The sequence below is a fragment of the Cryobacterium sp. TMT2-15-1 genome (assembly GCF_004402345.1).
Lineage (GTDB): Bacteria > Actinomycetota > Actinomycetes > Actinomycetales > Microbacteriaceae > Cryobacterium > Cryobacterium sandaracinum.
Window position 1 is genome coordinate 25,893 of record NZ_SOGD01000051.1, and the last position, 25,424, is coordinate 51,316.

The following is a 25,424-nucleotide window of genomic DNA, read 5'->3' on the forward strand; positions in this document are numbered from 1 at the left end:
GCCAGCTAGCGAACGGATGCCGGCGCGGGCTGCCTCCCCGCGGCGAGCGCGAGCAGCGCCGGAATGCCCACCGGCTCCTCCGCCAGCAGCGGCACCACCGCGAGCCGCGGGGCGCGTTTCTCGTGCACGTGCTCGAGCTCGGGGAGCTCGTTCCGGGCCCGCGCGAGCAGCAGTGGGTTGGTCGGCGCCGCCGCGGCGATCGAGTTGTTCACGATCCACGCCCACGGGGTGATGCCGGCCCGCTCCAGGTCGGCCTGTAGCTCCGCGGCCTCGAGCACGGGCGTGGTTTCGGCGAGGGTGACCAGGATCACCTTCGTCTGCTCCGGGTCCTGCAGCCGCATCATCGGCGTCGTCAGACGGATGCCGTCGCCCAGCTGCCGGGTGACCTCGCGGTGGTACGACCCGGTCGCATCCAGCAGCAGCAGGGTGTGGCCCGTGGGCGCGGTATCCATCACGACGAAGGTACCCTTCGCCTCCCGACTCACGCGGGAGAAGGCCTGGAACACGGCGATCTCCTCCGTGCACGGCGAACGCAGGTCCTCGCGGAGCATGGCTTGGCCCTGCGCGTCGAGGTGCGCGCCCTTCGTGCGCATGACCCGCTCGGTGTAGTTGGCGATTTCGACGGCCGGGTCGATCCGGGACACGGTCAGGTTCGCCAGCCCGCCGGCCAGGGTGTCGTCGAGGTGCGCGGCCGGGTCGGTCGTGGTGAGGTGCACGGGCAGCCCGCGTTCGGCGAGGCTGACGGCGATCGCCGCCGCGAGCGTGGTCTTGCCCACACCGCCCTTGCCCATCAGCATCACGAGGCCGTGGCCGCCGGCCTCGATCTCGTCGACGAGGGCCGAGAGCGGGGCCCCCGGAGCGACCGTGGCGATTCCGGTGCCCGGCGTCGGGACGACTTCAGGCTCGAGCAGGCTGCGGAGCGCGACCAAGCCGACCATGTTGGTGCTCTTCAGGCCCACGTAGTCGGTGGGCGCGGTGCGCAGCCCCGCGGGCATCGCGGCGAGCGCCTGCTGTTCGCGCGCCCGGATGGCGTCGAAGAGCGGGTCGGCCTCGGCGGGCGTGCCCGCATCGGCATCAGAATTCGTTGCCGGGCCGGCAGGCAGGATGCCGTTGACCACCAGGTGCTGACGCTTCATGCCGATGGCGGCGAGTTCTGCCTGGGTGCGGGCGGCCTCCCGCAGGGCGCCGCCCTGGGCGCGCGCCACGAGCACCAGCCGGGTCCGGGCAGGGTCGGCGAGGGCGGCCACGGCGTCGGCATAGACGGCGCGCTGCTTCTCGAGGCCGGAGAGCGGCCCGAGGCAGGACGCGTCGCCCGTGCCCTCGGTGAGGAAGTCGGTCCACGACCCGGGCAGCTGCAGCAGTCGGATGGTGTGCCCGGTGGGGGCCGTGTCGAAGAGGATGTGGTCGTACGCGGCCGTCCACGCGGCATCCGTCAGCAGGTCGGTGAACTCGTTGAACGAGGCGATCTCGGTGGTGCAGGCACCCGAGAGCTGCTCCTCGATCGAGGCCACCTCGGCGGGCGGCAGCAGGCCGCGCACCGGGCCGACGATGCGTTCGCGGTACTGCTCGGCCGCCTGCTCGGGGTCGATCTCAAGGGCCGACAGGCCGGGCACCGCCGCGATCGGCGTGACCGTGTTGCCGATGGTCACCCCGAAGACCTGGCCCACATTGGAGGCCGGATCGGTGCTGACCAGCAGCACGGATGCCCCAGACTCGGCCAGACGCACCGCGCTCGCGCACGCGATGGAGGTCTTGCCGACCCCGCCCTTGCCGGTGAAGAAGAGGAAACGTGGGGCGTCGTCGAGGAAGCGCAGGGTCGTCATGATCGGCCCTAGCAGCAGCCGCCGTTGCCGCAGCAGCCGGCATCGGCGCCCGCGGTATTTTCGGCGGTCTCGGTGGCCGTGGCGTCACCGGACCCGGCCATGGCTAGCAGCCGCACGGCTCCCTCCGGCTGCACGGCCGCACGGTGACTGGCCGCGCCGGTGTCCACAGCCGCCACGCCGGTCCAGTTCGCGAGCTCGGCGCGGGTCGGGTAGCGGCCGGTGAGCACGGTGGCTCCCCCTACGAGCGTGACGGGCAGGCCCTCCTGGCCGACGGTGTGCAGGAACTGGCGGGCCACCTCGTTCTCCACGAAGGCGAGGGGCTCCTGGGCCAGGTTGAATCGGGCAATGTCACCGCCGTTCGCGCGGGTGAAATCGAGGTCCGCGGAGAAGGTGACCAGCGCCTGGTCGACGTCGACTCCGCAGATGCCTGTGCCGCAGCACAGTCCCGGTTCGAAAATCTCGATGCGTGCCATGGGTGACCATCTCCTAGGCCGGCATCCAGCGGGGACGACTTGTCCGTGATGACGGTCCTCCCAGTATATCGACGCTTATCGATATTTGGCGACCCGTTTGCGTCAGCACCGGCTCCCGTTGCGCGCGCGGGAGTGGAAGACTGACTGCGGGCGCCTCTGCCCTGTCTCATCATTCAACCCGAAAGGCATGCGATGACCGACGCGCACGACGCCGCAGACCTTCTCCCGCTGCTTCTCGAGCAGGAACGTGTTATTCAGTTCGACTCCTTCGACGTGGGCGACGCCTGGGCCGTCGGGTCGCGGCTCGTGGAACTCGGCAACGCCCGGCGGCATCCGATCGCGGTGTCGATCATGTTCGGTGACCAGCGCGTCTTCCATGCCGCCCTGCCCGGTGCCTGCGCCGACAACGACGCCTGGCTCGAGAACAAGTTCCGGGTGGTGCGGCGCTTCGCCAACTCCTCCTACGCCGTGGGCACGCGCTTCCGAGCGAACTCCCGCGACTTCAGCACCGACTCGAACCTCGACCCGAACACACACGCCGCGCATGGCGGCGCCTTCCCCCTGCGCGTACGGGGCTCGCTCATCGGTGTCGTCGGCGTCTCCGGTCTGGCCCAGCGCGATGACCACGACCTTGTCGTCGAGGTTCTCGAGGAACACCGCCGCACGCACGGCTGACCCGCACCGCCCCCGGTCCAGATGTGAAAGTCTGGACCGAAGCCTCTGACCTGCTTCCGTTGGAGTATCCGTGACCGCCACACCTGTCCGTTCGATGCCGCAATTCGATGCGGGCATGCCCGACGACCGCATCACCCTACGGTTCATGGCCGTTCCCGCCGACGTCGCCGCTTCGGGCGCGACCGTGGCCGCCGGCAGCGTGCTGGAGTGGATTGACAAGGCCGCTTACGCCTGTGCGGTGGGCTGGAGCGCATCCGACACAGTCACCGCCTACGTCGGCAATGTGCACTTCACCCGGCCGATAGAGCCCGGCAACCTGGTCGAGGTGCACGCCCGCATCATTCACACCGGACGCACGAGCATGCATGTGCTTGTCACGGTCGAGACCACGGATGTACGCGCCCGGGAATACAGTCCGGCAACCCACTGCATCCTCGTATTCGTCGCCGTCGACGATGCCGGGAAGCCGCAAGAAGTCCCCTCGTGGGTGCCCCGCTCCGACGTCGACCGGGAGCTGCAAGAGAACGCGACGGCACGGCTCGAGCCGCGCAAGCGTATCCAGACTGTTATGCGCTCACAGGAATATACCGATGACAGCACCACGCCACGCACGGTGTTTCGGTTTTTGGCGGACCCCGCCGATGCGAACTGGGGCGGCAACGCCCACGGCGGTACCGTGATGCGCTGGATCGATGAGGCCGCCTTCGCGACGGCGGCGGCCTGGAGTTCCGTGGCGGCCGTGGCCGTCTACTCGGGCGGCATCCACTTCTACCGGCCGATCCACATCGGGCACATCGTCGAAGTGGATGCCCGGCTCATCCACACTGGCAAGCACAGCATGCACGTCAGCATCCGGGTGCGCTCGGGCAGTCCACGCACGCCGCACGATTTGCACCTCACGACGCAGTGCATGAGCATTTTCGTCGCACTCGGCGCGAACGGGCGCGCCGAGCCGGTAGAGCCGCTGACGCTGATCACCCCGGAAGACAAGCGCCTCGACCAGCACGCCCGGGACCTGATGGAATTGCGCGCGCCGCTCGTCACGATGCCCGTTGACCAGCTGCGCCTGCCGTGACCGGCGCGCCCTCACTGCCCGAACGAATTCGACACCGGTTCAGGGGAACCGCCGGGTCACTCCTGGGGTTCGTTCGCGTGCTCGGCGGCAGCGGCCAGTGCGGCGCGCTCGCTCTTCGAAAGCCGCGCGACGTAGGCGCGCTTGAGTTCGGCCCAGCGGGGCATCGAGACCTGGTTGGCAGGTACCTGCTCGTCTGAACCGGTGGGCGTGGTGCGGTCGGCCATGGTATTCAGCGACTCTCGCCGATGAGGGCGGCGCTCGGAGCGGACTGGCGGGACAGGAACGCCCGCTTCAGGGCCGCCCAACGCAGCAGGGAAACGTAATGGGTAGCGGTGGATCCGGATGTATCAGTCAATGGTTCTCTCAGTCTCAAACGTGGTTTGAACGGCACGCCGCTGAGCCTGGTCCAATAGAAGAGCGATCGAGATTGTCACGGTAGAACATCGGGATCTGTCACGGTTGAGCATCGAGATGAAGACCGACCCACCGCCATCAGTGGACGGGATCGCAATCCAACAATCATACCGCGTCGCCTCTCAGGTCCACTATCTCCAGCCCGGCATCCGCCCAGACGTTCGGGCTAGAGTCAGCCGGATGCAACCGCCTCGCCCTGACGCCGACACCGCCGCCTCGACCCGGAACGCTCCGTCGACCGCACCGGGGAACGCGCCGTTCGCGGGCTTCGTTCAGGTGCGCGGGGCTCGGGAGAACAACCTCCGGAACGTCGACGTCGACGTTCCCCGGGACGCCATCGTCGCCTTCACCGGGGTCTCCGGCTCCGGAAAGTCGTCGCTGGCGTTCGGCACCATCTTCGCGGAGGCCCAGCGCCGGTTCCTGGAATCCGTCGCGCCCTACGCGCGCCGGCTGATCCAACAGGGCCACACCCCGCAGGTTGACGAGATCACGGGGTTGCCGCCGGCCGTGGCCCTGCAGCAGCGCCGAGGTGCACCCAGCTCCCGCTCGAGCGTGGGCACCCTGACCACCCTGTCCAACTCGCTGCGGATGCTGTACTCCCGGGCCGGCATGTACCCGGCGGATGCCCCGCGCCTCGAGTCCGACTCCTTCTCCCCCAACACCGTGGCCGGCGCCTGCCCGCAGTGCCACGGCCTCGGCACGGCGCATACCGTGACCGAGGCAACCCTCGTGCCTGACCCTGCCCTGAGCATCCGTGACGGCGCCATCGCGGCCTGGCCGGGCGCCTGGCAGGGCAAGAACCTGCGGGACATCCTGATCACCCTTGGCTACGACGTGGACACTGCCTGGCAGGGCCTGCCGCGCTCTGCGCGGGACTGGATCCTCTTCACTGAGGAACAGCCCGTGGTGGAGGTCACCCCGCAGCGCGACCGCATCGCCAAGCCGTACCAGGGCCGGTTCTGGAGCGCGAAGAGCTATGTGCTGCACACCCTGGCCGACTCCAAAAGCCAGAGCCAGCGGGAGCGCGCGCTGCGTTTCGTCGAATCCGGCCCGTGTCCCCTGTGCGGGGGCAGCGGACTCACGCCCGCGGCCCTGGCGGTCACGGTGGCCGGCCGGTCGATCGCCCAGCTCAACCTGCTGCCGCTGACCGGGCTCGCCGAGCTGCTGCGCGCGACGCTCCGGGCGAGCGGCGCCGAGCACACCGCGGAGCCCACGGAGGCCGCCGTGACCCTCACCCGGGACCTGCTCGCCCGCATCGAGGTGCTGCTCGAACTGGGCCTCGGCTACCTGAGCCTCGGGCGCGCGACGCCCACCCTCTCCCCCGGCGAGATGCAGCGCCTGCGCATCGCCACCCAGCTGCGCTCGGGTCTGTTCGGTGTGATCTACGTGCTCGACGAACCGTCGGCCGGGCTGCACCCGGCCGACGCCGAACCACTGCTGCTCGTGCTGGAGCAGCTGAAGGCATCCGGCAACTCGGTCTTCGTCGTCGAGCACAACATGGACATCGTGCGCCGGGCCGACTGGGTCGTCGACGTGGGCCCGCTGGCCGGGGCGGGCGGCGGCGTCGTGCTCTACAGCGGACCCATCGCAGGTCTGGCCGATGTTCCGGAGTCGGTTACCCGGCAGTTCCTGTTCCCGGCCGCGCCGGAGCCTTCCGCGCCAGCCACGCCCCAGCCCGACGCGCCCCAGCCCGCGGCGCTGCGCACACCGGAACGCTGGCTGGGCCTGCACGGGGTCACCCGGCACAACCTCCGAGGCGTCGACGCCGGCTTCCCGCTCGGTGTGCTGACCGCGGTGACCGGCGTGTCCGGTTCCGGCAAGTCCACCCTGGTCAGCCAGGTTCTGGCGGATGCCGTGCGGCTCGCGCTGCATCCGGAGTCCGACGTCGCCGACGCCTCTGATCCGACGGCAGTTGCAGGCGCCGCCGCAGGCGCCGCTGACGACGACGGCGACGAACGCGGCGACTCCGAGCCGCGGGCGCGGGTCGACCGGATCACCGGCCTGGAGTCCGTGGACCGCCTGGTGCGCGTGGACCAGAAGCCGATCGGGCGCACTCCGCGCTCCAACCTGGCCACCTATACCGGGCTCTTCGACGCGGTGCGCGCGACCTTCGCGGCCACGGACGAGGCCCGGAAGCGCGGCTACGGCGCCGGACGGTTTTCCTTCAACGTGCCCGGCGGCCGCTGCGAGACCTGTCTCGGAGAGGGCTCGGTGAGCGTCGGGCTGCTCTTCCTGCCCGGCAGCTACACGCCCTGCCCGGCCTGCCTTGGCTCGCGCTACAACCCGGAGACCCTGCAGGTGACCTATCGGGGCAAGTCCATCGCCGACGTGCTCGGCCTGAGCGTCGAGGAGGCCGCCGGCTTCCTGGCCGACGTACCGGCCGCCGCCCGCAGCCTCGCCACCCTGCGTGAGGTCGGGCTCGGCTATCTCCGGCTCGGCCAGCCGGCCACCGAGCTCTCCGGTGGCGAGGCGCAGCGCATCAAGCTCGCCACCGAACTGCAGCGCGCCCGCCGCGGTCACACGATGTACCTCCTCGACGAGCCGACCACCGGACTGCACCCCGCGGATGTCCGCCTCCTCCTGGCCCAGCTGGGCCGCCTGGTCGACGCCGGCAACACGGTGATCGTGGTCGAGCACAACCTCGACGTGGTGGCCGCCGCCGACTGGGTGATCGACCTGGGTCCGGCCGGCGGCGATGCGGGCGGCGAGATCGTGGCGACCGGAACCCCGGCTGCCGTCGCACGGCATCCGCACAGCCGCACCGCGCCCTACCTTGCCCGCCGCCTGGCTGCTCGCTAGTTCGACGGGGCGCGTGCCATAGATTGAGAGCCGTACGTGTCGGCGCGAAGGAGCACTCATGACTGGTTGGCGGATCCGCGACTTTCACTCGGACGACCTCGACGGCATCCTTCGCCTCTGGGAAGAGATCACGGCCGCCAAGACGGAGCCCGTCTACGGCCTGTCCGAGGTGCTGGCCTCCTGCCAGAAGGATGACGCCGTGGTCGCCCTTGCCGGCGACGAGGTCGTCGGGGCCGCCGTGGGCCGCGCCGCCCATGCCCAGGGCTGGGTCGTCTTCCTCGCCACCGCGCAGCGCTACCAGGGCCGCGGCATCGGCACGGCCCTGCTGGCCGCCCTGGAGAAGAAGATGTCCCGGCACGCGTTGACCAAGCTGTCCGCGCTGATGCCCGAATCGGCCACGCGCGTCGACGCCTTCGTGAAGCGGGGTTTCGAGGTCAAGCAGCACCTGCGCTACTTCGAGCGCCACATCCCGGTGCAACGCGAGGAGCTGCGGTCGCTCAGCGAACTGGGCGGGCGCATCCTGCCGCGCGATCTCTGGGAGGGCGTCGGCGGCATGCGCACCGAAAAGGAGCTGCTCGAACGAAGGCTCGTCATGCCGCTGGCCAAACCCGACATGGCCGAACAGTACGGCGTCGTGCCACCGAAGGCTGTCGTGCTCTTCGGGCCTCCCGGAACGGGCAAGACCACCTTCGCAAAGGCCATCGCGTCGCGGCTGGAATGGCCCTTTGTCGAGGTCTTCCCCTCGCGGCTCGCGACCGACCCCAAGGGCCTTGCCGGTGCGCTCCGGGAGACCTTCCTGAAGATCTCCGAGCTGGAGCACGCGGTCGTCTTCATCGACGAGGTCGAGGAGATCGCGGCGCAACGCGGCGGCGAACCACCCTCGGCGCTGCAGGGCGTCACCAATGAACTGCTGAAGATCATTCCCGCCTTCCGCGAGCAGCCCGGCCGGCTCCTGGTCTGCGCCACGAACTTCATCCGCGCCCTCGATTCCGCCTTCCTCCGGCACGGACGCTTCGACTACGTCATCCCGATCGGGCTTCCGGATGTCGCCGCCCGCCAGGCCATCTGGGAGCGCTACATCCCCAAGGGCAGGAAAAGCACGGTCGACCTGAGCGCGCTCGTCACCGCGAGCGACGGGTTCTCACCAGCCGACATCGAGTACGCCGCCCGGCGCGCCTCCCAGCAGGCGCTGGAACGCGCACTGTTCGAGGGGGCGGACGAGTCGACGCCCGGCGGCCCGGGCACCGAGGACTACCTGGTCGCGATCCGGTCGACCCGCACCACCGTGTCGGCCCAGGTCGCCAGCGAATTCCTGGAGGACATCGAGCGGCTCGCCCGGCTCTGAGCACGAGGTGCCCGGCAACGGACACCGCGTCAGGCCGGCAGCCTCAGGCCCCGAGGCCCCGTTCGGCTCGGCCCGATTCCTGGATGAACTCGGTCAGGGTGGCCTCGATCGTGGCATACGACCAGCGGTACGCGGCATCCTCGTCGCGCGCGAACAGCGCCTCGGCCAGCTGATTGTGCCGGTGTGCCGACGGCGGCGTGTACTCGGTGATGGTGAAGCGCTTCTCCTCCTCGCGCGTGCGGAGGAGCGCCGCGACCGTGCCGGCGAAGTGCCCCATCACGCTGTTGCCGGAGGCGATCAGGATCAGGGAGTGGAACTCGATGTCGGCCTCGAGGAACCCGCGACCGTCGCCGGCAAGGTCAGCCACGACCATGCCCTCGGCCGCCGCCCGCACCGCGTCCAGCTGCTCGGCGGTCATCAGGCGCGCGCTCAGCCGGGCGGCCACAGGCTCGATGCCGAGGCGCAGTTCCAGCATCTCGCGCATCTGGGTGAGATAGTCGGTGCCGCGTCCGCGCCAGTAGATGATCTGCGGGTGCATCAGGTCCCAGGAGGCACGGGGCAGCACCTGGGTGCCCACCCGCTGCCGCGGCTCGACCATACCCAGCGACTGCAGCACCCGCAGTGCCTCGCGCAGCACGGAGCGAGAGACCGCGAATTCCTCGCTGATCACGTCCAGGTTCAGGATGTCGCCGGTCAGGTATCCGCCGTCGACGATCTGTTGGCCCAGCGAGTTCACCACCCGCGCATGCAGCCCTCGCTCACTCCACACTCCTGCGCCCGCCCCATGGTTCATCTCAGCTTCTCCCTGCGGACTGGCCGCGCGCGTCGTCGCGTCCGCGCGACGTCCCCCATCGTGATCGTACCGGCGCTGGTCCCGGAGTCGCGATTCGTGTGCCACACTCAAATATCTGATTAATCAGATTATTGGACGATGAGGTCGCAGTGAAGCAGCCTCGGAATGGAAATTCAGATGATTCTTCCCTACGCGGCTCCGGTGGTTCCGATTGAACCGGCCGGCAGCGACCTCCAGCTCATCCTCGCCGCCCTCGTCGGCGTCGCGGTGATCATCCTGCTCATCACCTGGCTCAAGGTGCATCCGTTCCTCGCCCTCTCGATCGGCGCCGTGGGCGTCGGGGTCGGGGCCGGCCTCGCTCCCGCCGCCGCCGTCACGAGCTTCAGCGCCGGCTTCGGCGCCACCATGGCCGGCGTCGGAATCCTGGTCGGCTTCGGCGCCATGTTCGGCAAGCTGCTGGCCGACTCCGGCGGAGCCGACCGCATCGTCGACTCGCTGGTGACGCGCTCGAGCGCCCGCACCCTGCCGTGGACGATGGCCCTGATCGGCGGGCTGATCGGCCTGCCGATGTTCTTCGAAGTCGGCCTCGTGCTGCTCATCCCGGTGATCATCCTGGTGGCCCGCCGCAGCGGGCTCTCGCTCATCCGCATCGCCATCCCTGCCCTCGCCGGCCTGTCCGTCATGCACGGCCTGGTGCCGCCGCACCCCGGTCCGCTCGTGGCCGTGACCACTCTCGATGCGAACCTCGGGCTCACTCTCGCGATCGGCGTGCTCATCGCCATTCCGACCGTCATCATCGCCGGCCCGATCTTCAGCAGGTTCGCGAGCCGTTGGGTCTCCGTGCCCGTGCCGGCCCTGTTCCTCACCAACGAGGAACAGGGTCTGGGCGAGAACAGTCGGCGCCCGAGCTTCCTGATCACCATCTCGGGCATCCTGCTCCCCGTCGTGCTGATGCTCGCCCGATCGATCGCCGACGCCATCGACCCGGGCTCCACCTCGCCTCTCAACGCCACGCTCGACTTCCTCGGCACGCCGATGATCGCCCTCGGCATCGCCGTGATCTACGCGATGATCGTCTTCGGTCGCGGTGGCGGCATGGACCGCGCCGGGGTCGCCAGGTCCCTCTCCGACTCCCTCCCGCCGATCGCGGGCATCCTGCTCATCGTGGGCGCGGGCGGCGGGTTCAAGCAGGTGCTCATCGACACCGGCATCGGCACCGTCATCGCCGACGCCGTGGCCGGCAGCAGCGTCTCGGTGCTCGTGCTGGCCTGGTTCGTCGCCGCCCTGATCCGAGTCGCTACCGGGTCGGCCACCGTCGCCACAGTGACGGCCGCCGGCATCCTCGCCCCCGTCGCGGCCAGCCTGGGCAGCACGGATGTCTCGCTGATGGTTCTCGCCATCGGCGCCGGTTCGCTCTTCCTCTCCCACGTCAACGATGCCGGGTTCTGGCTCGTCAAGGAGTACCTCGGCACGACCGTCGGGCAGAATCTGAAGACCTGGACCGTGATGGAGTGCCTGATCTCCGTGGTCGGCCTTGCCGGCGTCCTCCTGCTGAATATCGTGATCTAGCATGTTCGAGACTCAGCAGCCCGTGCTCGTGATCATGGGCATCTCCGGATCCGGCAAGTCCACCGTGGCAGGGCTCCTCGCCGGCCAGCTCGGCTGGGATCTCGAGGAGGGCGACGACCTGCACCCCCAGGCGAACATCGACAAGATGTCCGCCGGTCGGCCTCTGAACGACGAGGACCGCGCACCCTGGCTCGACACGGTCTCCTCGTGGATCATCGAGCACACCATGGCAGGGGTGCCAGGCATCATCACCTGCTCGGCGCTCAAGCGCCGCTACCGCGACGTGCTGCGCGAGCACAACGTGATCTTCGTGCACCTGACCGGGTCGACGGACCTGATCGGGCGCCGGCTTGCGACGCGCCACGACCACTACATGCCGACCTCCCTGCTCGATTCGCAGGTGGCCACACTCGAGGCGCCCGACGCCGACGAGCGCGCGATCTCCATCGACGCCGGCCGCGCTCCGGCCGAGGAGGCCGCCGAGATCGTGCGGCGGCTCGGGCTCACGCCCCGGTCCGGCTCGTCGAGCCTGGGCGCGCGAGAACCGGGCAAGTCCTCGGTGCCGGGGTCGCGAGCGATTTCCTGATCGGGTCTGGCGAGTGTCGGCGGCATGAACTACACTCGCAGAACCGAATGGATGTTCGAAAGTATCAAGGGAGCCACGCATGCCTCAGATCATTGACGCAGTCGTCGACGTGGAGCTGTCCGTCGACGGCGACCCGCGCGCGTTCATCTGGAACCGGTTCGAACACACCGTCATCGGCCAGCCGCAGGCGATCTTCACCCGCACTCGCTGGTGGGAGAACGCCGGCGGCGTGCCGTCCCGCATCGACACCGAGCTCTGGCGCCTCGATGCCTCGCGCGGCGACGAGGAACAACACCGCTACGACCTGCGCCGCGACACCGACGGGTCGTGGGTGCTCGCGCTCGACTGGGGGTGAGCCCACTCCCAGCCGGCACCGATCCGCCCGGGTATAGCCTGAGCGGGTATCCAGGCTCAACGACCGGCCAGACGGATGCCCAGACCACAGTTCGGACGGAGGCGGCATGCGGCACACGCGCGGTGCCATCTCCTTCCGTCGTAGCCGCCACGTCTTCCACTTCGCCGTGCTGGCCGTGCTCACACTGGCCGCGATGCTGCTCTGCCTGCTCGCCGTGCACTCGGCCGGAACCGGGCACGGCCTGGCTCACCCACCGGCCCACAGCCTGTCCGCAGCCCCGACATCGTCAACGCCAGTGACCGCGACCGCGATGGCGGTCGGCGCGCATTCCGCGACCGCCCACACCGCAACATCCCCCGACACCGTCGGCAACGCCGACACCCACTCGATGTCGGGCCTGGCCGCCCTCTCGATGACCTGTTCCCTGCTGCTGATCCTGGGCGCCCTGATTGTGCTGTCCCGGCGCCCGTCGTTCTACCGACGCCTGCTCGAGGCCGGCGGCTTCATCGTCAGCTCCTTCCGCGAGATCCCGCTGCACCTGCACCGGCCCAGCCTCACCCTGCTCTCCATCAGCCGCACCTAGGCCGAAACCCTCGCCAGCGCACCCCCACCGGACTGCGCGGCCCGGCCGCATCCCGGCCCCGGTTTCTCACGCTTTGCCGACGAATGGAACACCAATGCTCAGAACCACCCGCACGCTCCGCACCTCCATGATCGCCGCCGCCGTGCTGACCACGGCGCTCACCCTGAGCGGCTGCGGCAGCACGCCCCCGGCCGCGGGCACCCCGGCCGCCGGCGGCTCACGCGCCGCCGCCAACGCCGCGGATATCGACTTCGCCCAGATGATGATCCCCCACCACGAGCAGGCCGTCGAGATGAGCGAGAACCTGCTCGCCAAGCGCGGCACCGACCCGCGCGTCACCGCCCTGGCGACCGAGATCAAGGCAGCGCAGGAGCCCGAGATCACCCGGTTGACCGATTGGCTGGGCGAGTGGGGCGCCGACACGGGCGGCATGTCCGACATGGACCACGGCACCGACGGCATGATGAGCGAGGCAGACCTGATGACGATGGACGAGGCCTCGGGCTCCGGGGCCGACCAGGTGTTCCTCGAGCTCATGATCGCGCACCACGAGGGCGCCATCGCCATGGCGCAAACGCACCAGAACGAGGGAAGCAACGCCGACGCACAGGCCCTCTCAGCCACCATCGTCGACTCGCAGTCCGCCGAAATCGCCGTCATGACCGACCTCCTCACCGAGTTCTGACCCATGACGACGTCCAGAAGAACCATCCGCCTCGGCGGCGCCACCGTGATCACGGTCGGCCTCGCGGCCGCACTGGCCGCCTGCGCGCCCACCCCAGCGATTCCGTCAACCGGCACGCCCACCACCACCACAGCCTTCGAACACGTCCACGGCCTCGGCGCCGACCCGTCCACCGGCGCGACCTATGCCGGCACGCACCAGGGCGTGTGGCAAATCCCGACCGGCCTGCTCCCCGACAGCTACCTGGCCGGGGCGCCGGATGCCGAGATCACCCGGCCCACCCCGACCGACGGCCCGGCCTTCGACGCCATGGGCTTCACCGTGGCCGGGCCGGGCCTGCTGCTGGCGTCCGGGCATCCGGGCTCCGACACGTCCACGTTGTGGGCCCCGAATGTGGGGCTGATCAGCAGCGCGGATGCGGCGGCCACCTGGTCGAACGTCTCCCTCGCCGGCGAGACCGACTTCCACGACCTCGACGCGGTGACCCTGCCGACGGGCGCCCTGCGCGTCTACGGCTACGACGCCGCCGCCGGCACGGTCAGCATCAGCGACGACGACGGGGCCACCTGGTCGCCCGGAGCCGCGGTGGCGCTGCGCGACCTCGCCGCCGACCCGGCGACCCCGGACCGGGTCTTCGCGACCACCGAGAACGGCCTCGCCGTGAGCGAGGATGCCGGGCGCACGTTCGGGACGCTCTCCGGCGCACCGATGCTGTACCTGATCGACGTTCAGGATGCCGCTGCCGGCGGCGGCGTCGTCGGCATCGATCCCGACGGCGTGGTCTGGCACCAGGAGACCGGAGGTGGAACCTGGACCCGCGGCGGGCGAACCGAGGGTACCCCGGAGGCCTTTGCCGTCGTCGGCGGCAGCATGCCCTGGCTCCTCGCCGCCGACCAGCGAGGGGTTGTCGCGAGTGACGACTTCGGCCTTACCTGGACCGTGCTCGTTGCGGCCCAGGCCTAGACCGGTGCGACGGATGAAGCCATGACCACCACGCTCCCAGCCGGTTCCCAGCCACGCCGGGCAAAACCCGCTGCTCGCCTAGAATGAGCCGGAAAGAATTGAAGGACATGAAGCACACTGGGTTGTTCCGGCGCACACCACCGGTTGCGGTCGAAACCGGCCGTCTCGCCGATTTCGCCTACCTCGAACCCGGCGCGGTCTACCTCGACTCCGCCTGTCAAAGCCTCCGGCCGCAGCCGGTCCTCGATGCCCTGACCGAGTACTACACGGCGTACAACGCCTGCGGCGGGCGCGTGAAGTACGCCTGGGGCACCCGCGTCGACCGGGAGGTGCAGGACGCCCGCCGGGCCGTGCTCGAGCTGCTCGGCCTCTCCGGCCGGGGTCACGCGGTCTCCTTCACCCTCAACACGACCTTCGGCCTGAACCTGCTGTTGCAACAGCTGCCGCAGGGCCGGTTCGGGCAGATGGTCACGAGCCACATCGAGCACAATTCGGTCTTCCTGCCCACCATGACGGCGGCGACCCGACTGGGGGTGCCCCGCCTGGTGCTCGACCGCGCCCCCGACGGCGCCCTGATCTACCGGCCGGCCCAGCTCGAACGCGCGATCGTGGTCGTCAACGTGGCCTCCAACATCGACGGGCGTCTACTTACCAACCTCACCGACCTGGTGCGCGACACCCACGCCCGCGGCGGCATCGTCATCCTCGACGCCGCGCAGGCCATGGCGCACGAACGCACCCTGCTGGCCAAAACCGAGGCCGACGCGCTCTGCTTCTCCGCCCACAAGATGTACGGCGCCAGCCTCGGCGTGGTCGTCGCCACCCACGAGCTGCTCGGTTCCCTCGAACTCACCTTCGTGGGCGGCGGCATGGTCGCGGATGTCCGCGAAGACTCCTACGACCTTCTCGCCAACGACCCGGGCGCCCTGCTCGAACCCGGGCTGCAGGCCTGGGGCGAGATCATCGCCCTGCGCCGTGCGATCGAGTGGCTGGGACAGGTGCGCCCCGGCGGCCGGCCCGCTGCCGAGCACCTTCAGGGTCTCTCGCAGCGGCTCTTCGAGGGTCTCGGCGACATCCCCGGCCTCACTCTGGTAAACACCGCGGCCAGCCCGGTGATCAGCGTCTACGCCCCGAAACAGGATTCGCACCGGCTCGCAGTGTTCCTCTCCCAGTCCCACATCATGGTGCGCAGCGGCTACTTCTGCGCCCACCACTACCTGAAAGACCAGCTCGGGCTGCCGCCGCTGCTGCGCTTCTCGCTCGGACTGCACTCAACCACGGCCGATGTCGATCAGGCCGCACAGGCCCTCGCGCGCCTGATGAAAGGCCTCTCCTAAGTGTTCTGCATTGCCGCATTCATCGTTCTCGTTTTCATGGCGGCCGTGTCGGCACGATACCGCCGCTACCTCGGCAAGGCGTGGAACTGCACCCTCCGCCGGGTCACGTTCCGCCCCTGCGACACCACCTTCAAGCAGGACATCAAGGACCACCTGCTCGCGCCGCTGGCGGTGCGCCGTCCGAAGCTCGTCGGCCCGGCATCCGTCGCCCTCGAGGTGGTCGCGCTGCTCGTGGTGCTCACCACCGTCTGGAGCGCATACGTCGTCGTTAAGAGCGGTGTGAACCTGTACGTCTACGGCACCTGCAACAAGCAGGATTCCGCATCCTGCAGCCTGGGCGCCGAGGCCTGCTCGATCCCCGACCAGACGCCCACCTTCGGCGAGTCCCTGCTCTCCGGCGACGTGATCGGCGCCTTCGGCAACGACTTCGCCAGCCTCGGCGAGACGTTCTCGGCGATCCCCTCCCGCATGCAGAACTGGGAGGCCGAGGAATACCTGCCCGCCAACGCCAGCTACCTGGGCGTCTACGACGCGAAGAAGGAAACCGCGCTCGAGGTCATCGACCCCGGCTGCACCTACTGCCTGCAGCTGTTCAACAACATCGAGGAGGCCGGGTTCGACGACCGGATGAACCTCACCTACATCGCCTACCCGATCGCCGCCGACGACGGCTACAAGTTCCAGAACTCGCTGCTCGTCACCCAGTACCTCGAGGCGCTGCGGCTGAACCCTCTCGCCGACGCCGCCACGCCGGTCGACTGGGAGATCCTGCGCCGGATCTACACGGAAGACGATGACAAGGGCGTTTCCTGGCAGAGCGTGATCAACGGCGCCGAGCCGGCTGTCGCCACCACGCTGCTGCAGGACTGGTCGGCTGAATTCGGCCTGAGCCCGGAACAGGTCGCCGCCGTGGCATCCGTCGCCGCCTCCGACGAGGTCGCCGACATCATCGCCGCGAACACGCGGCTGGTCGAGGAGAGCATCCACACCGTGAAGATCCCGACGATCATCTTCGACGGCCGCCGTCACGACGGCCTGGTCTCGGTGGGCGACCTGGACTAGCCCGGCGAGACTGTGAACGGCTAGACCGGCTTGACGACCATCAGCACGACCACGACCACCAGGAGCAGCGAGACGATGCCCGAGCCCATGGCCACGCGCGAGTAGCCGGCGACCTTGGCGCCGACGACCCGAGTGCCGCTGGCGGACTGCTCGGCGAGGAGCTCCGAAACCGACTTCATGGCCGGAACCACCAGGAACAGGCTGAGTACGAGGGCCACCGCGTAGAGCACGATCGACAGCCAGATCCAGGTCGACGCGAGGGACGCGTTGTCCCTGAAGCTCACCGCGCCGAAACCGAGGAACACCACCAGCAGCGACAGCAGAGTGAAGAGATTGGTGGACTTCGCCAGTGAGGCCACCTGGCCGGCTTCCCCGGCCCGCATGGAGCGCATGGCGGTCATGGGGAGGATGGCCATGGGCCCGACGATGAAGACGCCGGTGACAATGTGCAGGGTGTTGAGGAGATCCATTTCTCCAGCGTAGGCCCCGCCGTCCGCTCGCCGGTGAACCGACGTGTTTGACGGGGTGCCCGCCAGGACCCCTCACGGGTGTCGTTTCGCGGCCCGCACCTCGGGGTGGTCGTCGGGTAGGGCGTGCCGGGAGCCGGCGCGCAGCAGCACGTGGTTCTTCCGCTCCCAGTCGAGCACGGCCTGCCGCTGCGGCTCGATCGCCCGACCTTCCGCGCAAACCGCGGCGGTGCGCCCGCAGACGCAGGCAAGCGGCATGCCCTCCACACTGTGGTGCAGCTGCCCGATCCGCCAGAGCACGGCCATGGCCCAGTCGAGCTGACGATGCGCAAGCTCGGTCTTCCGCTCGGCGCGCCGCACCAGGTCACTCTCGAGGAGCGCGCGGACCCCGGCGCTCTTCGTGCGGTCGGACTCGCCGGCCACGACGCCGCGCAGCTCCACCACCTGGGCCATGAGCCCGTCGATCACCGCCTGCTTCTCGGCATCAGCCCCCGCCGACTTCTCGGCGAACTGACGGTGGTTCTCCTGCTGGTCGGCGTATTGCCCGACCCACAGCTTGATGTGCTCCGCGTCCCGGCGGGTGGCCTTTTCCGCCCCCAGGTGGTGCAGGCAGGATGCGCAGACCACCTGGTCGGTCGCCGAGGTGAACGTGAACGGCTGCAGTGACTGGCAGCAGAAGCACTGCGCCCGGATGGCCACATACAACGGATACGGGTGGGTCACGGTTGGTCCTTCGTTAGCCTTCTTGAGCCCTATCGCCGAGCGTACCCAATCGGTGGGATTCCGGGGTCACCCGCGGATGGCGGCCATCCGTTCGGCCAGTTGCGCGGGCGTCAGCGGCGCGCCTCCCCCGATGAAGGACCTCCCTGGGCCGCGGGATTTCCTGCTGGGGATGAGGGCTCCGTCCCCGGCCTCCGGGCCGGGCCCTTCTCGCAGCATCCCACCGGGCACGCATCCGTCCACGGTCCGAGCGCGGTGAGCGCGCAGCGTTCCGTGGTCGACGCCGGCGTCAGTCGCTCGAGCAACAGGTCGACGAGCCCCGCCACGAACTCCCGGTGCAGGCCGGGGGTCGACACCCGGGCAAATCCCAGGTCGTGCGCGGCGGCAGTGGCCGCCGCCTCCGTGTCGAGGTCCCAGGAGACCTCCATGTGGTCGGAGATGAATCCGATCGGCACCACGACGACGGCTCGCGTGCCGGCCGCGGCGAGCACGACGATGACGTCGTTGACGTCAGGTTCGAGCCAAGGCATTTCGGGCGGACCCGACCGCGACTGGAATGCCAGAGACCAGGCCGGGGTGGCGTCGGCCGCTGTGCCGTCGCCCGCCACCGCTGAAACGGCGGCCATCACCACCTCCGCGACGGCCCGGTGCTGCGCCTCGTAGGCCCCGCCGGCACTGAAGGATCGCTCGCGTGGGCCACTCTGCTCGGCATCCGCCATCGGGATGGAGTGGGTTGTGAAGAGCACGTGAACGTCGTCCGGGGCCAGGCCCTGCCGGGCGAAGTCGGCGAGGGCGGAGCAGACGCCGAGCACGAACGGGGCGACGAAGCCGGGATGGTCGAAGTAGGGGCGAACCGCGTCGATGCGCACGGCGTCGCCGAGCCCGGTGGCGCACCGCGCCTCAACCAGGTCTTCCCGGTACTGCCGGCAGCTCGAGTAGGAGCTGTACGCGCTCGTCGTGAGCGCGAGCAATCGGGTGTGGCCGGCGTCGACGGCCGCAGTCACGGCGTCTCGCAGGTACGGAACCCAATTGCGGTTCCCCCAGTACACCGGCACGAAGGTGCCTCGGGCGGCCAGTTCGGTCTGGAGCGCGTCACGGAGCGCCCGGTTTTGTCCGTTGACCGGGCTCACACCACCCGAGGCGCGGTAGTGTGCGGCCACGGTTTCGAGGCGTGCCTCCGGAATTCCGCGGCCCCGGGTGACGTTCCGGAGGAACGGGATGACGTCGTCCTGGCCCTCGGGGCCTCCGAAGCCGAGGAGGACCACGGCGTCGTACCCGGCTGGCTCCGCGGCAGGCACGGGCACGAGGCCATCCACGGGCTGAGACTCAGGCACCGACGAGGGCACCGGCCACGCCCGGCTGGAACGGGCAGGCCGGGTCCTCCCCCAGCGGATCGCCGCTCGACGCGAACGCGCGGGCTCGAGAGCCCCCGCACAGGTCCGCGTACTCACAGCGGCCGCAGCGGCCGGTGAACTCCGTGGCCCGGATCTGTTTAAGTAGCGGGTTGTCCCGGTAGATCTCGGCCAACGGGGTCGTGCACACGTTCCCGAGGCCGAGTGGCAGAAACCCGGCCGGGTAGACCTCGCCGTCGTAGGCCACGAAGACGATGCCCTTGCCGTCGCGGGTCGACGCGGTCTGCGCCCGCGGCAGGCCCGCGGGCGGTCCCATCAGGGCTTCCAGCCTCGCGGACAGGGCGTTGTACGGAGCGCTCGTCGGTGCAGGGTCACCGGCGCGTCGGCGAGCGACGATCCGCCGGAAAAAGGGTGCCTCGACCGTGCGCACGATGAAGCCATGCTGGGAGGCGTCGAAGAGGAAGTGGCAGATGTCTTCGTGCTCCGCTGGGCTGACGGCCTCGGTCGCGACGCCGCGGCCGACCTGGACGAGGAAGAAGACCTCCCAGATAGCGGCGCCGGCGTTCTTGATCAGGGCCGCGACATCCGCGAGCTCGTCGACATTGGCGCGCATGACGGTCGTGTTGACCTGGACGGTCAACCCCACCGCGGCGAGAGCCCGGATCGCCGCCACGGTGTCGTCGAAGTGGCCCGGGATCCCGCGCACGCCCTCATGGGTCGCGGCGACGGCGCCGTCAAGGCTGATCGACACCGCCTTGACCCCGCTCGCCACGATCCGTTCGATCATCTGCGGAGTAAGTGTCGGCGTGACCGACGGGGACAGCGCCGTCGGCAGTCCAAGACCGGTGGCGTAGTCGACGAGTTCGAACAGGTCAGGGCGCATCAGGCAGTCGCCGCCGGTGAGCACCAGGATCGGGTACGGCCGGCCGAATCCGGCCACCTGGTCGATCAGGTCTTTACCTGCTGCCGTGGTCAGCTCGCCTGGCAGGGCTTGCATCGTGGCGCTGGCCCGGCAGTGTTTGCAGGCAAGCGCGCAGGCGCGGGTGGTTTCCCAGAACACCAGCATCGGGCGCTGCGCGTAGTCCGGGCCCTTTCCACGGCGGGCGGTCGGCAGCGTCGGCAACACGGCGGTCTCGCCGAGGGGGATGCTGAGCCCGCTCATGCGGGCACCTCGCTCGCGGGACGGGCATCGGTCAGAAGCTGCGCGAGCTTGTCGGCGGTGCGCTCGGCGTCGGCCACGCAGCTGGCCAGCCCGACCCCCCGGTAGGCGGAACCGGTCAGGTAGAGCCCCGGCAGCCGACCCAGAGCCACCTCCGCGGCGGCGAGCCGACCCTGATGGCCGACGATGTACTGCGGCATCGCCTGCAGCCAGCGCTCGATGTGCTGCTCGGTCGGGCGCCCGGTCAGACCCATGGCCTCGACGAGTTCGGCGTGCACCTGGCTGACCAGGGTGGCCTCATCGAGGTCCATCCAGCGCTGGTCGCGGCGCCTGCCCACCATGCAGCGGATGATCACGGTTGTGTCATCGGCGAGGTGCGGCCACTTGGCGCTGGACCAGGTGCAGCCGACAATGAGTTTGTCTTCCTCCGGCGGCACCAGGAAGCCCGTGCCGACGAGGTCGTGGGCGACGGCGGAGCGCGGGTAGGCCAGGCAGATCGTGGCAACATCGACGTAGGGGATACCCGCCAGCGCGGCGGCCAGGTCGGGGGCTTCCGTCTTCATCATGTCCGCCGCAGCGAACGCGGGAGTGGCGAGCACCACCGCGTCGGCCTCGAGCACCGTGCCGTCGCTCAGCTTCACCTCATAGCCGGCGGTGCCGCGCGACACGGACACGACCGCCGTACCGAGGCGCACATCGTCGCCCACGACGTGGACGGCCAGTGCGTCGATCAATCGGGCGAGCCCCCCACGAAGGGTGACGAGGACCGCGCCTCCTGCTCCGGCGGGCTGGGGTGGGGCATTCCGGCGTCGGCGCCGCAGTCCGAGGTAGAGGCTGCGATTGCCGCGGGCGAGAGCGTCGATGTCCGGCGCGGTGCTCCGAGCGCTGAGCTCGTCGGCCCTGCCGGCATGCACACCACCGAGCAGCGGATCGACGAGGCGGTCGAACACCTGCCCGCCCATCCTCGGGCGAACGATTTCTGCGATTGTGGGGTCGTCTGGCAATCCCGCCGGGGCCGCCTTCACGAGGTCCAGGGCCGCACGGGCCAGACCGAGAGGCGACAGCAGTCGGGATTTCAGCAGGGGCAGCAGTCGATCGGGGATGCCGAAGAGGGTGCCGGCCGGGAGCCGTCGCAGCTTCCCGCGCGACCAGATGCGTGCGCCGGACCCGGCGGGGGCCACGACGAGGTCGCTGACCCCGAGGTCCTCGATGAGGGCTGCCACCACGGGTGCCCGCACCATCAGTGCGTCAGGTCCGACGTCAACGAGGTGCCCGCCGAATCGTTCAGTGGAGATCTTGCCACCCAACCGCGCCCCACCCTCAACCAGGGTGAGATGCACCCCGTCGCCAAGCCGGCGGTGCAGGTAGTGTGCTGTCGCCAATCCGCTGATTCCGCCGCCGACGATGACGACCCGTGGTTGAGCGAGCATTCGACTTACCTCCAGTTGCCGGTGAATCCGGGGCAACCGGCAACCTGTGGCAATCCTTGTTACTTCGATCCTACGACCGTCGTCTCCAGCGGCACCTCGCGGGCCGGCGGCGGCGGGCGCCGATCGAAGCACGAATCGCCGCCCGGACCGGGCCCCGATCAGCCCCGGGATCAGCCCGAACCACGGCCGAATTCACGCCTTCTCATATTCCGTCGGACGGTTGCGCGCGACCGCCGCGCAGGCCCGTTCGACGGCAGCCACGGATGCGGCGACGTCGTCCGCATCCGTCGACCAGTTGCTCACGGAGATCCGCAGCACATCCCGGTCCTGCCAACGCGAACCCGACATCCACGCGGTTCCCTCCTTGAGTAGTTCTTCCGTCACCCGGCGGGTGCGCTCGTCGTCGCCGAAGCTGACGCAGACCTGGGTGAAGACCACGTCGTTGAGCACCTCGGCGCCGGGGATGCGACCCAGACCGTCGGCGATGGCCCGGGCGTGATCGGCCAGCCGCTCCACCAGCATCACGGTGCCCGAGCGGCCCAGGGAGCGCAGAGCCGCCCAGACCGGAACGCCGCGCGCCCGGCGCGACAGCTCGGGCACCTTTTCGTAGGGGTCACCCGGGCCGGTCTCGTCGGCGAACAGGTAGCTCGTGTGCACCCCGAAGGTGGACCGCAGCTCGGCGGGCCGGGCCACGATGGCCATGCCACAGTCGTAGGGCACTTGGAGTGTCTTGTGCGCGTCGGTGGCCCAGGAATCGGCGGTGTCGAGGCCTGCCAGCTGTTCGCGGTAGCGCGGGCTCACTGCGGCCCAGAGGCCGAAGGCGCCGTCGACGTGCACCCAGGCACCGTGCTGGTGGGCGAGGTCGGTGAGCTCACCGACCGGGTCGAAGGCGCCGGAGTGCACATTGCCGGCCTGCAGGCAGACGATCGCGGGGCCATTGCCCTGGTTGAGCGCGGCCGCCAGGGCCTCGGGGAGCATGCGGCCCTGATCGTCGGCCGGGACGACAATGGGGGCGCCGAGTCCCAGGTAGCGCAGGGCCAGGTCAATCACCGCGTGGCGCTCATCGCCCACGTAGACGGCGACGCGGGGCGCCCCGGCCAGACCGGCGGTCGCGACGTCCCAGCCGGCGTCGACGAGCACATGATCGCGTCCGGCTGCCAGACCCACGAAGTTCGCCATGGTGGCCCCGGTGGTGAAGCCCACGTCGGCGCCGTTCGGCAGACCCAGCAGATCGAGGATCCAGCCGCCGGCGGCCTCCTCGGCGGCGGCCGTGGCCGGGGTCGCGAAGCGCATCCCGGCGTTCTGGTCCCACGCGCTGACCAGCCAGTCGGCTGCCAGGGCTGCCGGCAACGTGCCGCCGATCACCCAGCCGAAAAAGCGGCCGGACGTCATCGCCATCAGCCCCGGTTCGGCCAGCCGGGCCAGCTCGTCGATCACCTCCGCCGGGTCCGTCGGCTGCAGCGGCAGCGGCGCCGCGAAGCCCGCGGCGAGGGTGTCGGCGTCGACGCGTGGCCCCACGGGCCGGGTGGGCAGGGAGGAGAGCCAATCCAGGGCATGGGCTTTCGCTCGCTCCAGGGCCTGACGATAGTCATCCGGGTCAGCAGACATGCCGAGATTTTATGCCTGCCCGGAGACCACCGAAAGAGCGCTGTTTTCCGGGCGCGAATCGTCCCTGGCGCTGATGACCCATCGGAGGCAATCGCGACCCCCATACCGGCTCCGATGGCGATGCCCACGTCGGCCTGCGTCGGCGAACACGCGGTCGATGCCCGGTTCGCGGCGACCGGCCGGTTTTGTTCCGACATGGGGGCTCGTCCAGCCGACATTCAGCCCATCCGCCGTACCGTGGTTAACGGAGTTCCCCCACTCCAAACGAATTGGCCCCGGCAGATTCCTCGCCTCCCCCAGGCGCGGTGAAGCCGGGGCTTTTTCGTGGCGGTCAGCGAACTCCGCTGAACAAATCACGGCCGATCGACCCTCGCGACCGCTCTGAGAATCAGAGTCGCACTTCCCCCGGTTGGGGCGGCTCTGGGGTGACGCGCAGACCGGCGGGTGTGTTCGAGATGCGGACGAGTTCCTCCACCCATGCCCGGTTCAGGAGTGGTTCTTTGCTGCCCTGAAAGTCGAACTGCAACGGGATGGTGGGGTGGATCCAGATGGAGCTGTGGCCGCTGCCAGGCGCCGCCATGTACTCCCAGGAGAACGTAACCGATGGTGAGGAGCGTGGCGTACAGCCAGACGGAGCTGGCCCCGAAACCCTGCCCGTCGTCCCCGTTATCGACCATGGCGGAAGCGATGAACATCGCGACGAGAATCAGAATTTAGGCGATGAATTCGGTCGTTTTAGAGGCAGCCTTCGTCTCGGTCGAAACGCGAGCGACGCGGCCAGTGTTGGGAGTGCTACTCATAATGTGTTCCTTTGTCCGGTGTGATCTCGGCGTCGGTGTACGCCGTGAACTATGGAATCAGCCGAATCCAGAATCGAGATATTCGGGGCGAGGGGCTTGCGGATCATCGCGTGAACACGCTTGCTCCCACGGGCTCAGATCACACCGCTGTCTGTGTTCGATGGAACACGGTTCCGACTCAGCGTCCCGCGTCCGCCTCCGGACGCAAACGGATGAGCCGATGCGGGCCATCTTCCTGCAGCTCGGCCACCTCGCTGCGCGAGGTAAGGAAGTCAGTGAAGGAACGGAAGCCGAGCGGTTTTTCGTTGAACGAGGGGTCCATCCGGCGCATCTGGTTCTTCACCGTGCCGGTGTTCAGCCACTCGTCGTCGTCGCCCTTTGCGTGCCCGATCTGCAGGGCACGCACGAGGAGTTCCGACGCGACCGTCTGAGGGTCGATGTCCTCGGCCGGTTCCGGCTCCGGCTCGTCGAATTGCGAACTGATGGTATGCGAGAACATCGGGATCGTCGTCACGGTGCGGGCTTTGACGGGCACCGTCTTGGGTGGCACGGTCGCGGGTTCTGCGGCCTTCCTGCCCGACGGGGGCTTCTGCACGAGCGCCACGGGGGCGGGCACGGCGGCGGCGACCTTCGCTATGCCGGGGAGCGAGTCATAGTCCTCGAATTCGTCGCACGCAGCCGCGAGGGAGGTGCTGGTCGACCCGGCGACTCCGATGCCCACCACGAAGCGACCGAGACGTTTCGACTTCTGGGCGAGGGCGATGTAATCCGAGTCACCGGCGACGATGATGACGTGGGTGAGGTCGGGCAGCCGGAAGAGGTCTTCGACCACGTCGACGGCGAGACGGATGTCCGCCCCGTTCTTCGTTCCCCGCGTCGTCGTGGTGAATAGCTGGGTGAGGTCAACCGCTCGGGACATGAGCTGGCGTTGGTAGCTCGCATTCACGGGAACGGACCAGTCGGCGTATGCGCGATTGACGACCAGCGTGCCGAACGACGCGGCAAAATCAATGATCGCGTTGAAGTCGACCGTCGCGGCGTTCAGCTTCGCGGCGACCTCGGGCTCGGCATCCGCGCTCGATCTGTCGAAATTACGGATGCCATCGCGCTGGAAGGCATTTCGTCCGTGTAGTTGCTGATAGCGAGAGACGACGATGTTGTCGAAGTCGATGTAGAGGCCGACACGTGCATCGTTCGGTTCAGTCATGGTGGGTTCCTTAGCTACCGGGCGGACGAATCAGTCGCAACCCCGAACTCAAGTCTGCTGCGCACGATGCGACGACGGCAACTCGCGGAATCGACTGCGGCACTCAGTACGCGCGCACCGATCCGCGCCGAGCCTGCCGGGAGG

At 69.1% G+C, this 25,424-nt stretch carries 24 protein-coding genes; 12 read left to right on the plus strand and 12 right to left on the minus strand.

From position 1 onward, the window contains the following. Positions 1–5: 5 nt before the first annotated feature. Together arsA and arsD are read right to left on the minus strand one after the other, a co-directional pair. Positions 6–1,814, minus strand: a complete 1,809-nt coding sequence (gene arsA, locus E3O62_RS13720; RefSeq protein WP_134398904.1) for an arsenical pump-driving ATPase — start codon at positions 1,812–1,814, stop codon at positions 6–8. A 17-nt stretch (positions 1,815–1,831) separates the two neighbouring features. Further along, a complete protein-coding gene (gene arsD / locus E3O62_RS13725; protein WP_134394312.1) occupies positions 1,832–2,296 on the minus strand; it encodes an arsenite efflux transporter metallochaperone ArsD in 465 nt (154 codons plus the stop codon). 192 nt (positions 2,297–2,488) lie between these two features. Here arsD and E3O62_RS13730 point away from each other — a divergent pair, with 192 nt between their 5' ends. Both E3O62_RS13730 and E3O62_RS13735 read left to right on the plus strand, forming a co-directional pair. Continuing rightward, entirely contained in the window at positions 2,489–2,971 is a 483-nt protein-coding gene (locus E3O62_RS13730) for a heme-degrading domain-containing protein (protein ID WP_134394311.1), read from the plus strand. Positions 2,972–3,041: 70 nt separating this feature from the next. Next, positions 3,042–4,046, plus strand: a complete 1,005-nt coding sequence (locus E3O62_RS13735; RefSeq protein ID WP_241973504.1) for an acyl-CoA thioesterase — start codon at positions 3,042–3,044, stop codon at positions 4,044–4,046. A 56-nt stretch (positions 4,047–4,102) separates the two neighbouring features. On the opposite strand, the gene E3O62_RS16650 is transcribed toward E3O62_RS13735, so the two are convergent. Further along, complete coding sequence (locus E3O62_RS16650; RefSeq protein ID WP_166784566.1) at positions 4,103–4,270, minus strand: hypothetical protein; 168 nt, start codon at positions 4,268–4,270, stop codon at positions 4,103–4,105. A gap of 5 nt (positions 4,271–4,275) precedes the next feature. Continuing rightward, on the minus strand, positions 4,276–4,401 hold the full coding sequence (locus E3O62_RS17355) for a hypothetical protein (RefSeq protein WP_255570041.1): 126 nt from the start codon (positions 4,399–4,401) through the stop codon (positions 4,276–4,278). Positions 4,402–4,640: 239 nt separating this feature from the next. Here E3O62_RS17355 and E3O62_RS13740 point away from each other — a divergent pair, with 239 nt between their 5' ends. Both E3O62_RS13740 and E3O62_RS13745 read left to right on the plus strand, forming a co-directional pair. Beyond that, positions 4,641–7,259 (plus strand): excinuclease ABC subunit UvrA, encoded by a 2,619-nt coding sequence (locus E3O62_RS13740; RefSeq protein WP_134398878.1) that lies wholly within the window; start codon positions 4,641–4,643, stop codon positions 7,257–7,259. Between the two features lie 58 nt (positions 7,260–7,317). Then, complete coding sequence (locus E3O62_RS13745; RefSeq protein WP_134394309.1) at positions 7,318–8,604, plus strand: ATP-binding protein; 1,287 nt, start codon at positions 7,318–7,320, stop codon at positions 8,602–8,604. Between the two features lie 43 nt (positions 8,605–8,647). Here the strand turns inward: E3O62_RS13745 and E3O62_RS13750 are convergent, their stop codons facing one another. Then, the gene (locus tag E3O62_RS13750) at positions 8,648–9,343 is read right to left on the minus strand and encodes a FadR/GntR family transcriptional regulator (RefSeq protein ID WP_166784567.1); all 696 of its coding nucleotides are present in this window, start codon (positions 9,341–9,343) and stop codon (positions 8,648–8,650) included. A gap of 219 nt (positions 9,344–9,562) precedes the next feature. Between E3O62_RS13750 and E3O62_RS13755 the strand changes: the two genes are divergently transcribed. The 8 genes from E3O62_RS13755 to E3O62_RS13790 all read left to right on the plus strand — a co-directional run bounded on the left by E3O62_RS13755 (position 9,563) and on the right by E3O62_RS13790 (position 16,537). Continuing rightward, complete coding sequence (locus tag E3O62_RS13755; RefSeq protein WP_241973505.1) at positions 9,563–10,966, plus strand: GntP family permease; 1,404 nt, start codon at positions 9,563–9,565, stop codon at positions 10,964–10,966. A gap of 1 nt (position 10,967) precedes the next feature. Then, the gene (locus E3O62_RS13760; RefSeq protein ID WP_134398879.1) at positions 10,968–11,552 is read left to right on the plus strand and encodes a gluconokinase; all 585 of its coding nucleotides are present in this window, start codon (positions 10,968–10,970) and stop codon (positions 11,550–11,552) included. A 79-nt stretch (positions 11,553–11,631) separates the two neighbouring features. After that, positions 11,632–11,907, plus strand: coding sequence for a hypothetical protein (locus E3O62_RS13765; RefSeq protein ID WP_104100589.1), 276 nt, complete (start codon positions 11,632–11,634; stop codon positions 11,905–11,907). Positions 11,908–12,013: 106 nt separating this feature from the next. After that, positions 12,014–12,490, plus strand: coding sequence for a hypothetical protein (locus E3O62_RS13770; RefSeq protein ID WP_134394306.1), 477 nt, complete (start codon positions 12,014–12,016; stop codon positions 12,488–12,490). Positions 12,491–12,584: 94 nt separating this feature from the next. Next, complete coding sequence (locus E3O62_RS13775; protein WP_134398880.1) at positions 12,585–13,175, plus strand: DUF305 domain-containing protein; 591 nt, start codon at positions 12,585–12,587, stop codon at positions 13,173–13,175. Between the two features lie 3 nt (positions 13,176–13,178). Beyond that, on the plus strand, positions 13,179–14,138 hold the full coding sequence (locus E3O62_RS13780) for a F510_1955 family glycosylhydrolase (protein WP_134398881.1): 960 nt from the start codon (positions 13,179–13,181) through the stop codon (positions 14,136–14,138). 107 nt (positions 14,139–14,245) lie between these two features. After that, on the plus strand, positions 14,246–15,475 hold the full coding sequence (locus E3O62_RS13785; RefSeq protein ID WP_166786493.1) for an aminotransferase class V-fold PLP-dependent enzyme: 1,230 nt from the start codon (positions 14,246–14,248) through the stop codon (positions 15,473–15,475). After that, the gene (locus tag E3O62_RS13790) at positions 15,476–16,537 is read left to right on the plus strand and encodes a hypothetical protein (RefSeq protein ID WP_134394302.1); all 1,062 of its coding nucleotides are present in this window, start codon (positions 15,476–15,478) and stop codon (positions 16,535–16,537) included. A 20-nt stretch (positions 16,538–16,557) separates the two neighbouring features. Here E3O62_RS13790 and E3O62_RS13795 read toward each other — a convergent pair whose 3' ends face one another. The 7 genes from E3O62_RS13795 to E3O62_RS13825 form a co-directional block, all read right to left on the minus strand. Next, positions 16,558–17,007, minus strand: a complete 450-nt coding sequence (locus E3O62_RS13795; protein ID WP_134395241.1) for a DUF2269 family protein — start codon at positions 17,005–17,007, stop codon at positions 16,558–16,560. A gap of 72 nt (positions 17,008–17,079) precedes the next feature. After that, positions 17,080–17,727, minus strand: coding sequence for a hypothetical protein (locus E3O62_RS13800; protein ID WP_134398883.1), 648 nt, complete (start codon positions 17,725–17,727; stop codon positions 17,080–17,082). 110 nt (positions 17,728–17,837) lie between these two features. After that, entirely contained in the window at positions 17,838–19,040 is a 1,203-nt protein-coding gene (locus E3O62_RS13805) for a ferrochelatase (RefSeq protein ID WP_241973506.1), read from the minus strand. 10 nt (positions 19,041–19,050) lie between these two features. Next, positions 19,051–20,238, minus strand: a complete 1,188-nt coding sequence (locus tag E3O62_RS13810; RefSeq protein WP_134395238.1) for a TIGR04053 family radical SAM/SPASM domain-containing protein — start codon at positions 20,236–20,238, stop codon at positions 19,051–19,053. Then, positions 20,235–21,665 (minus strand): protoporphyrinogen oxidase, encoded by a 1,431-nt coding sequence (gene hemG, locus E3O62_RS13815; RefSeq protein WP_134398884.1) that lies wholly within the window; start codon positions 21,663–21,665, stop codon positions 20,235–20,237. Before hemG ends, E3O62_RS13810 begins: the two co-directional genes overlap by 4 nt. A gap of 192 nt (positions 21,666–21,857) precedes the next feature. After that, entirely contained in the window at positions 21,858–23,273 is a 1,416-nt protein-coding gene (locus E3O62_RS13820) for an aminotransferase class V-fold PLP-dependent enzyme (protein WP_134398885.1), read from the minus strand. A 978-nt stretch (positions 23,274–24,251) separates the two neighbouring features. Continuing rightward, positions 24,252–25,280 carry an NYN domain-containing protein gene (locus tag E3O62_RS13825; protein WP_134395234.1) on the minus strand — a complete coding sequence of 343 codons (1,029 nt, stop codon included), beginning with the start codon at positions 25,278–25,280 and terminating at the stop codon, positions 24,252–24,254. Positions 25,281–25,424 lie beyond the last annotated feature (144 nt).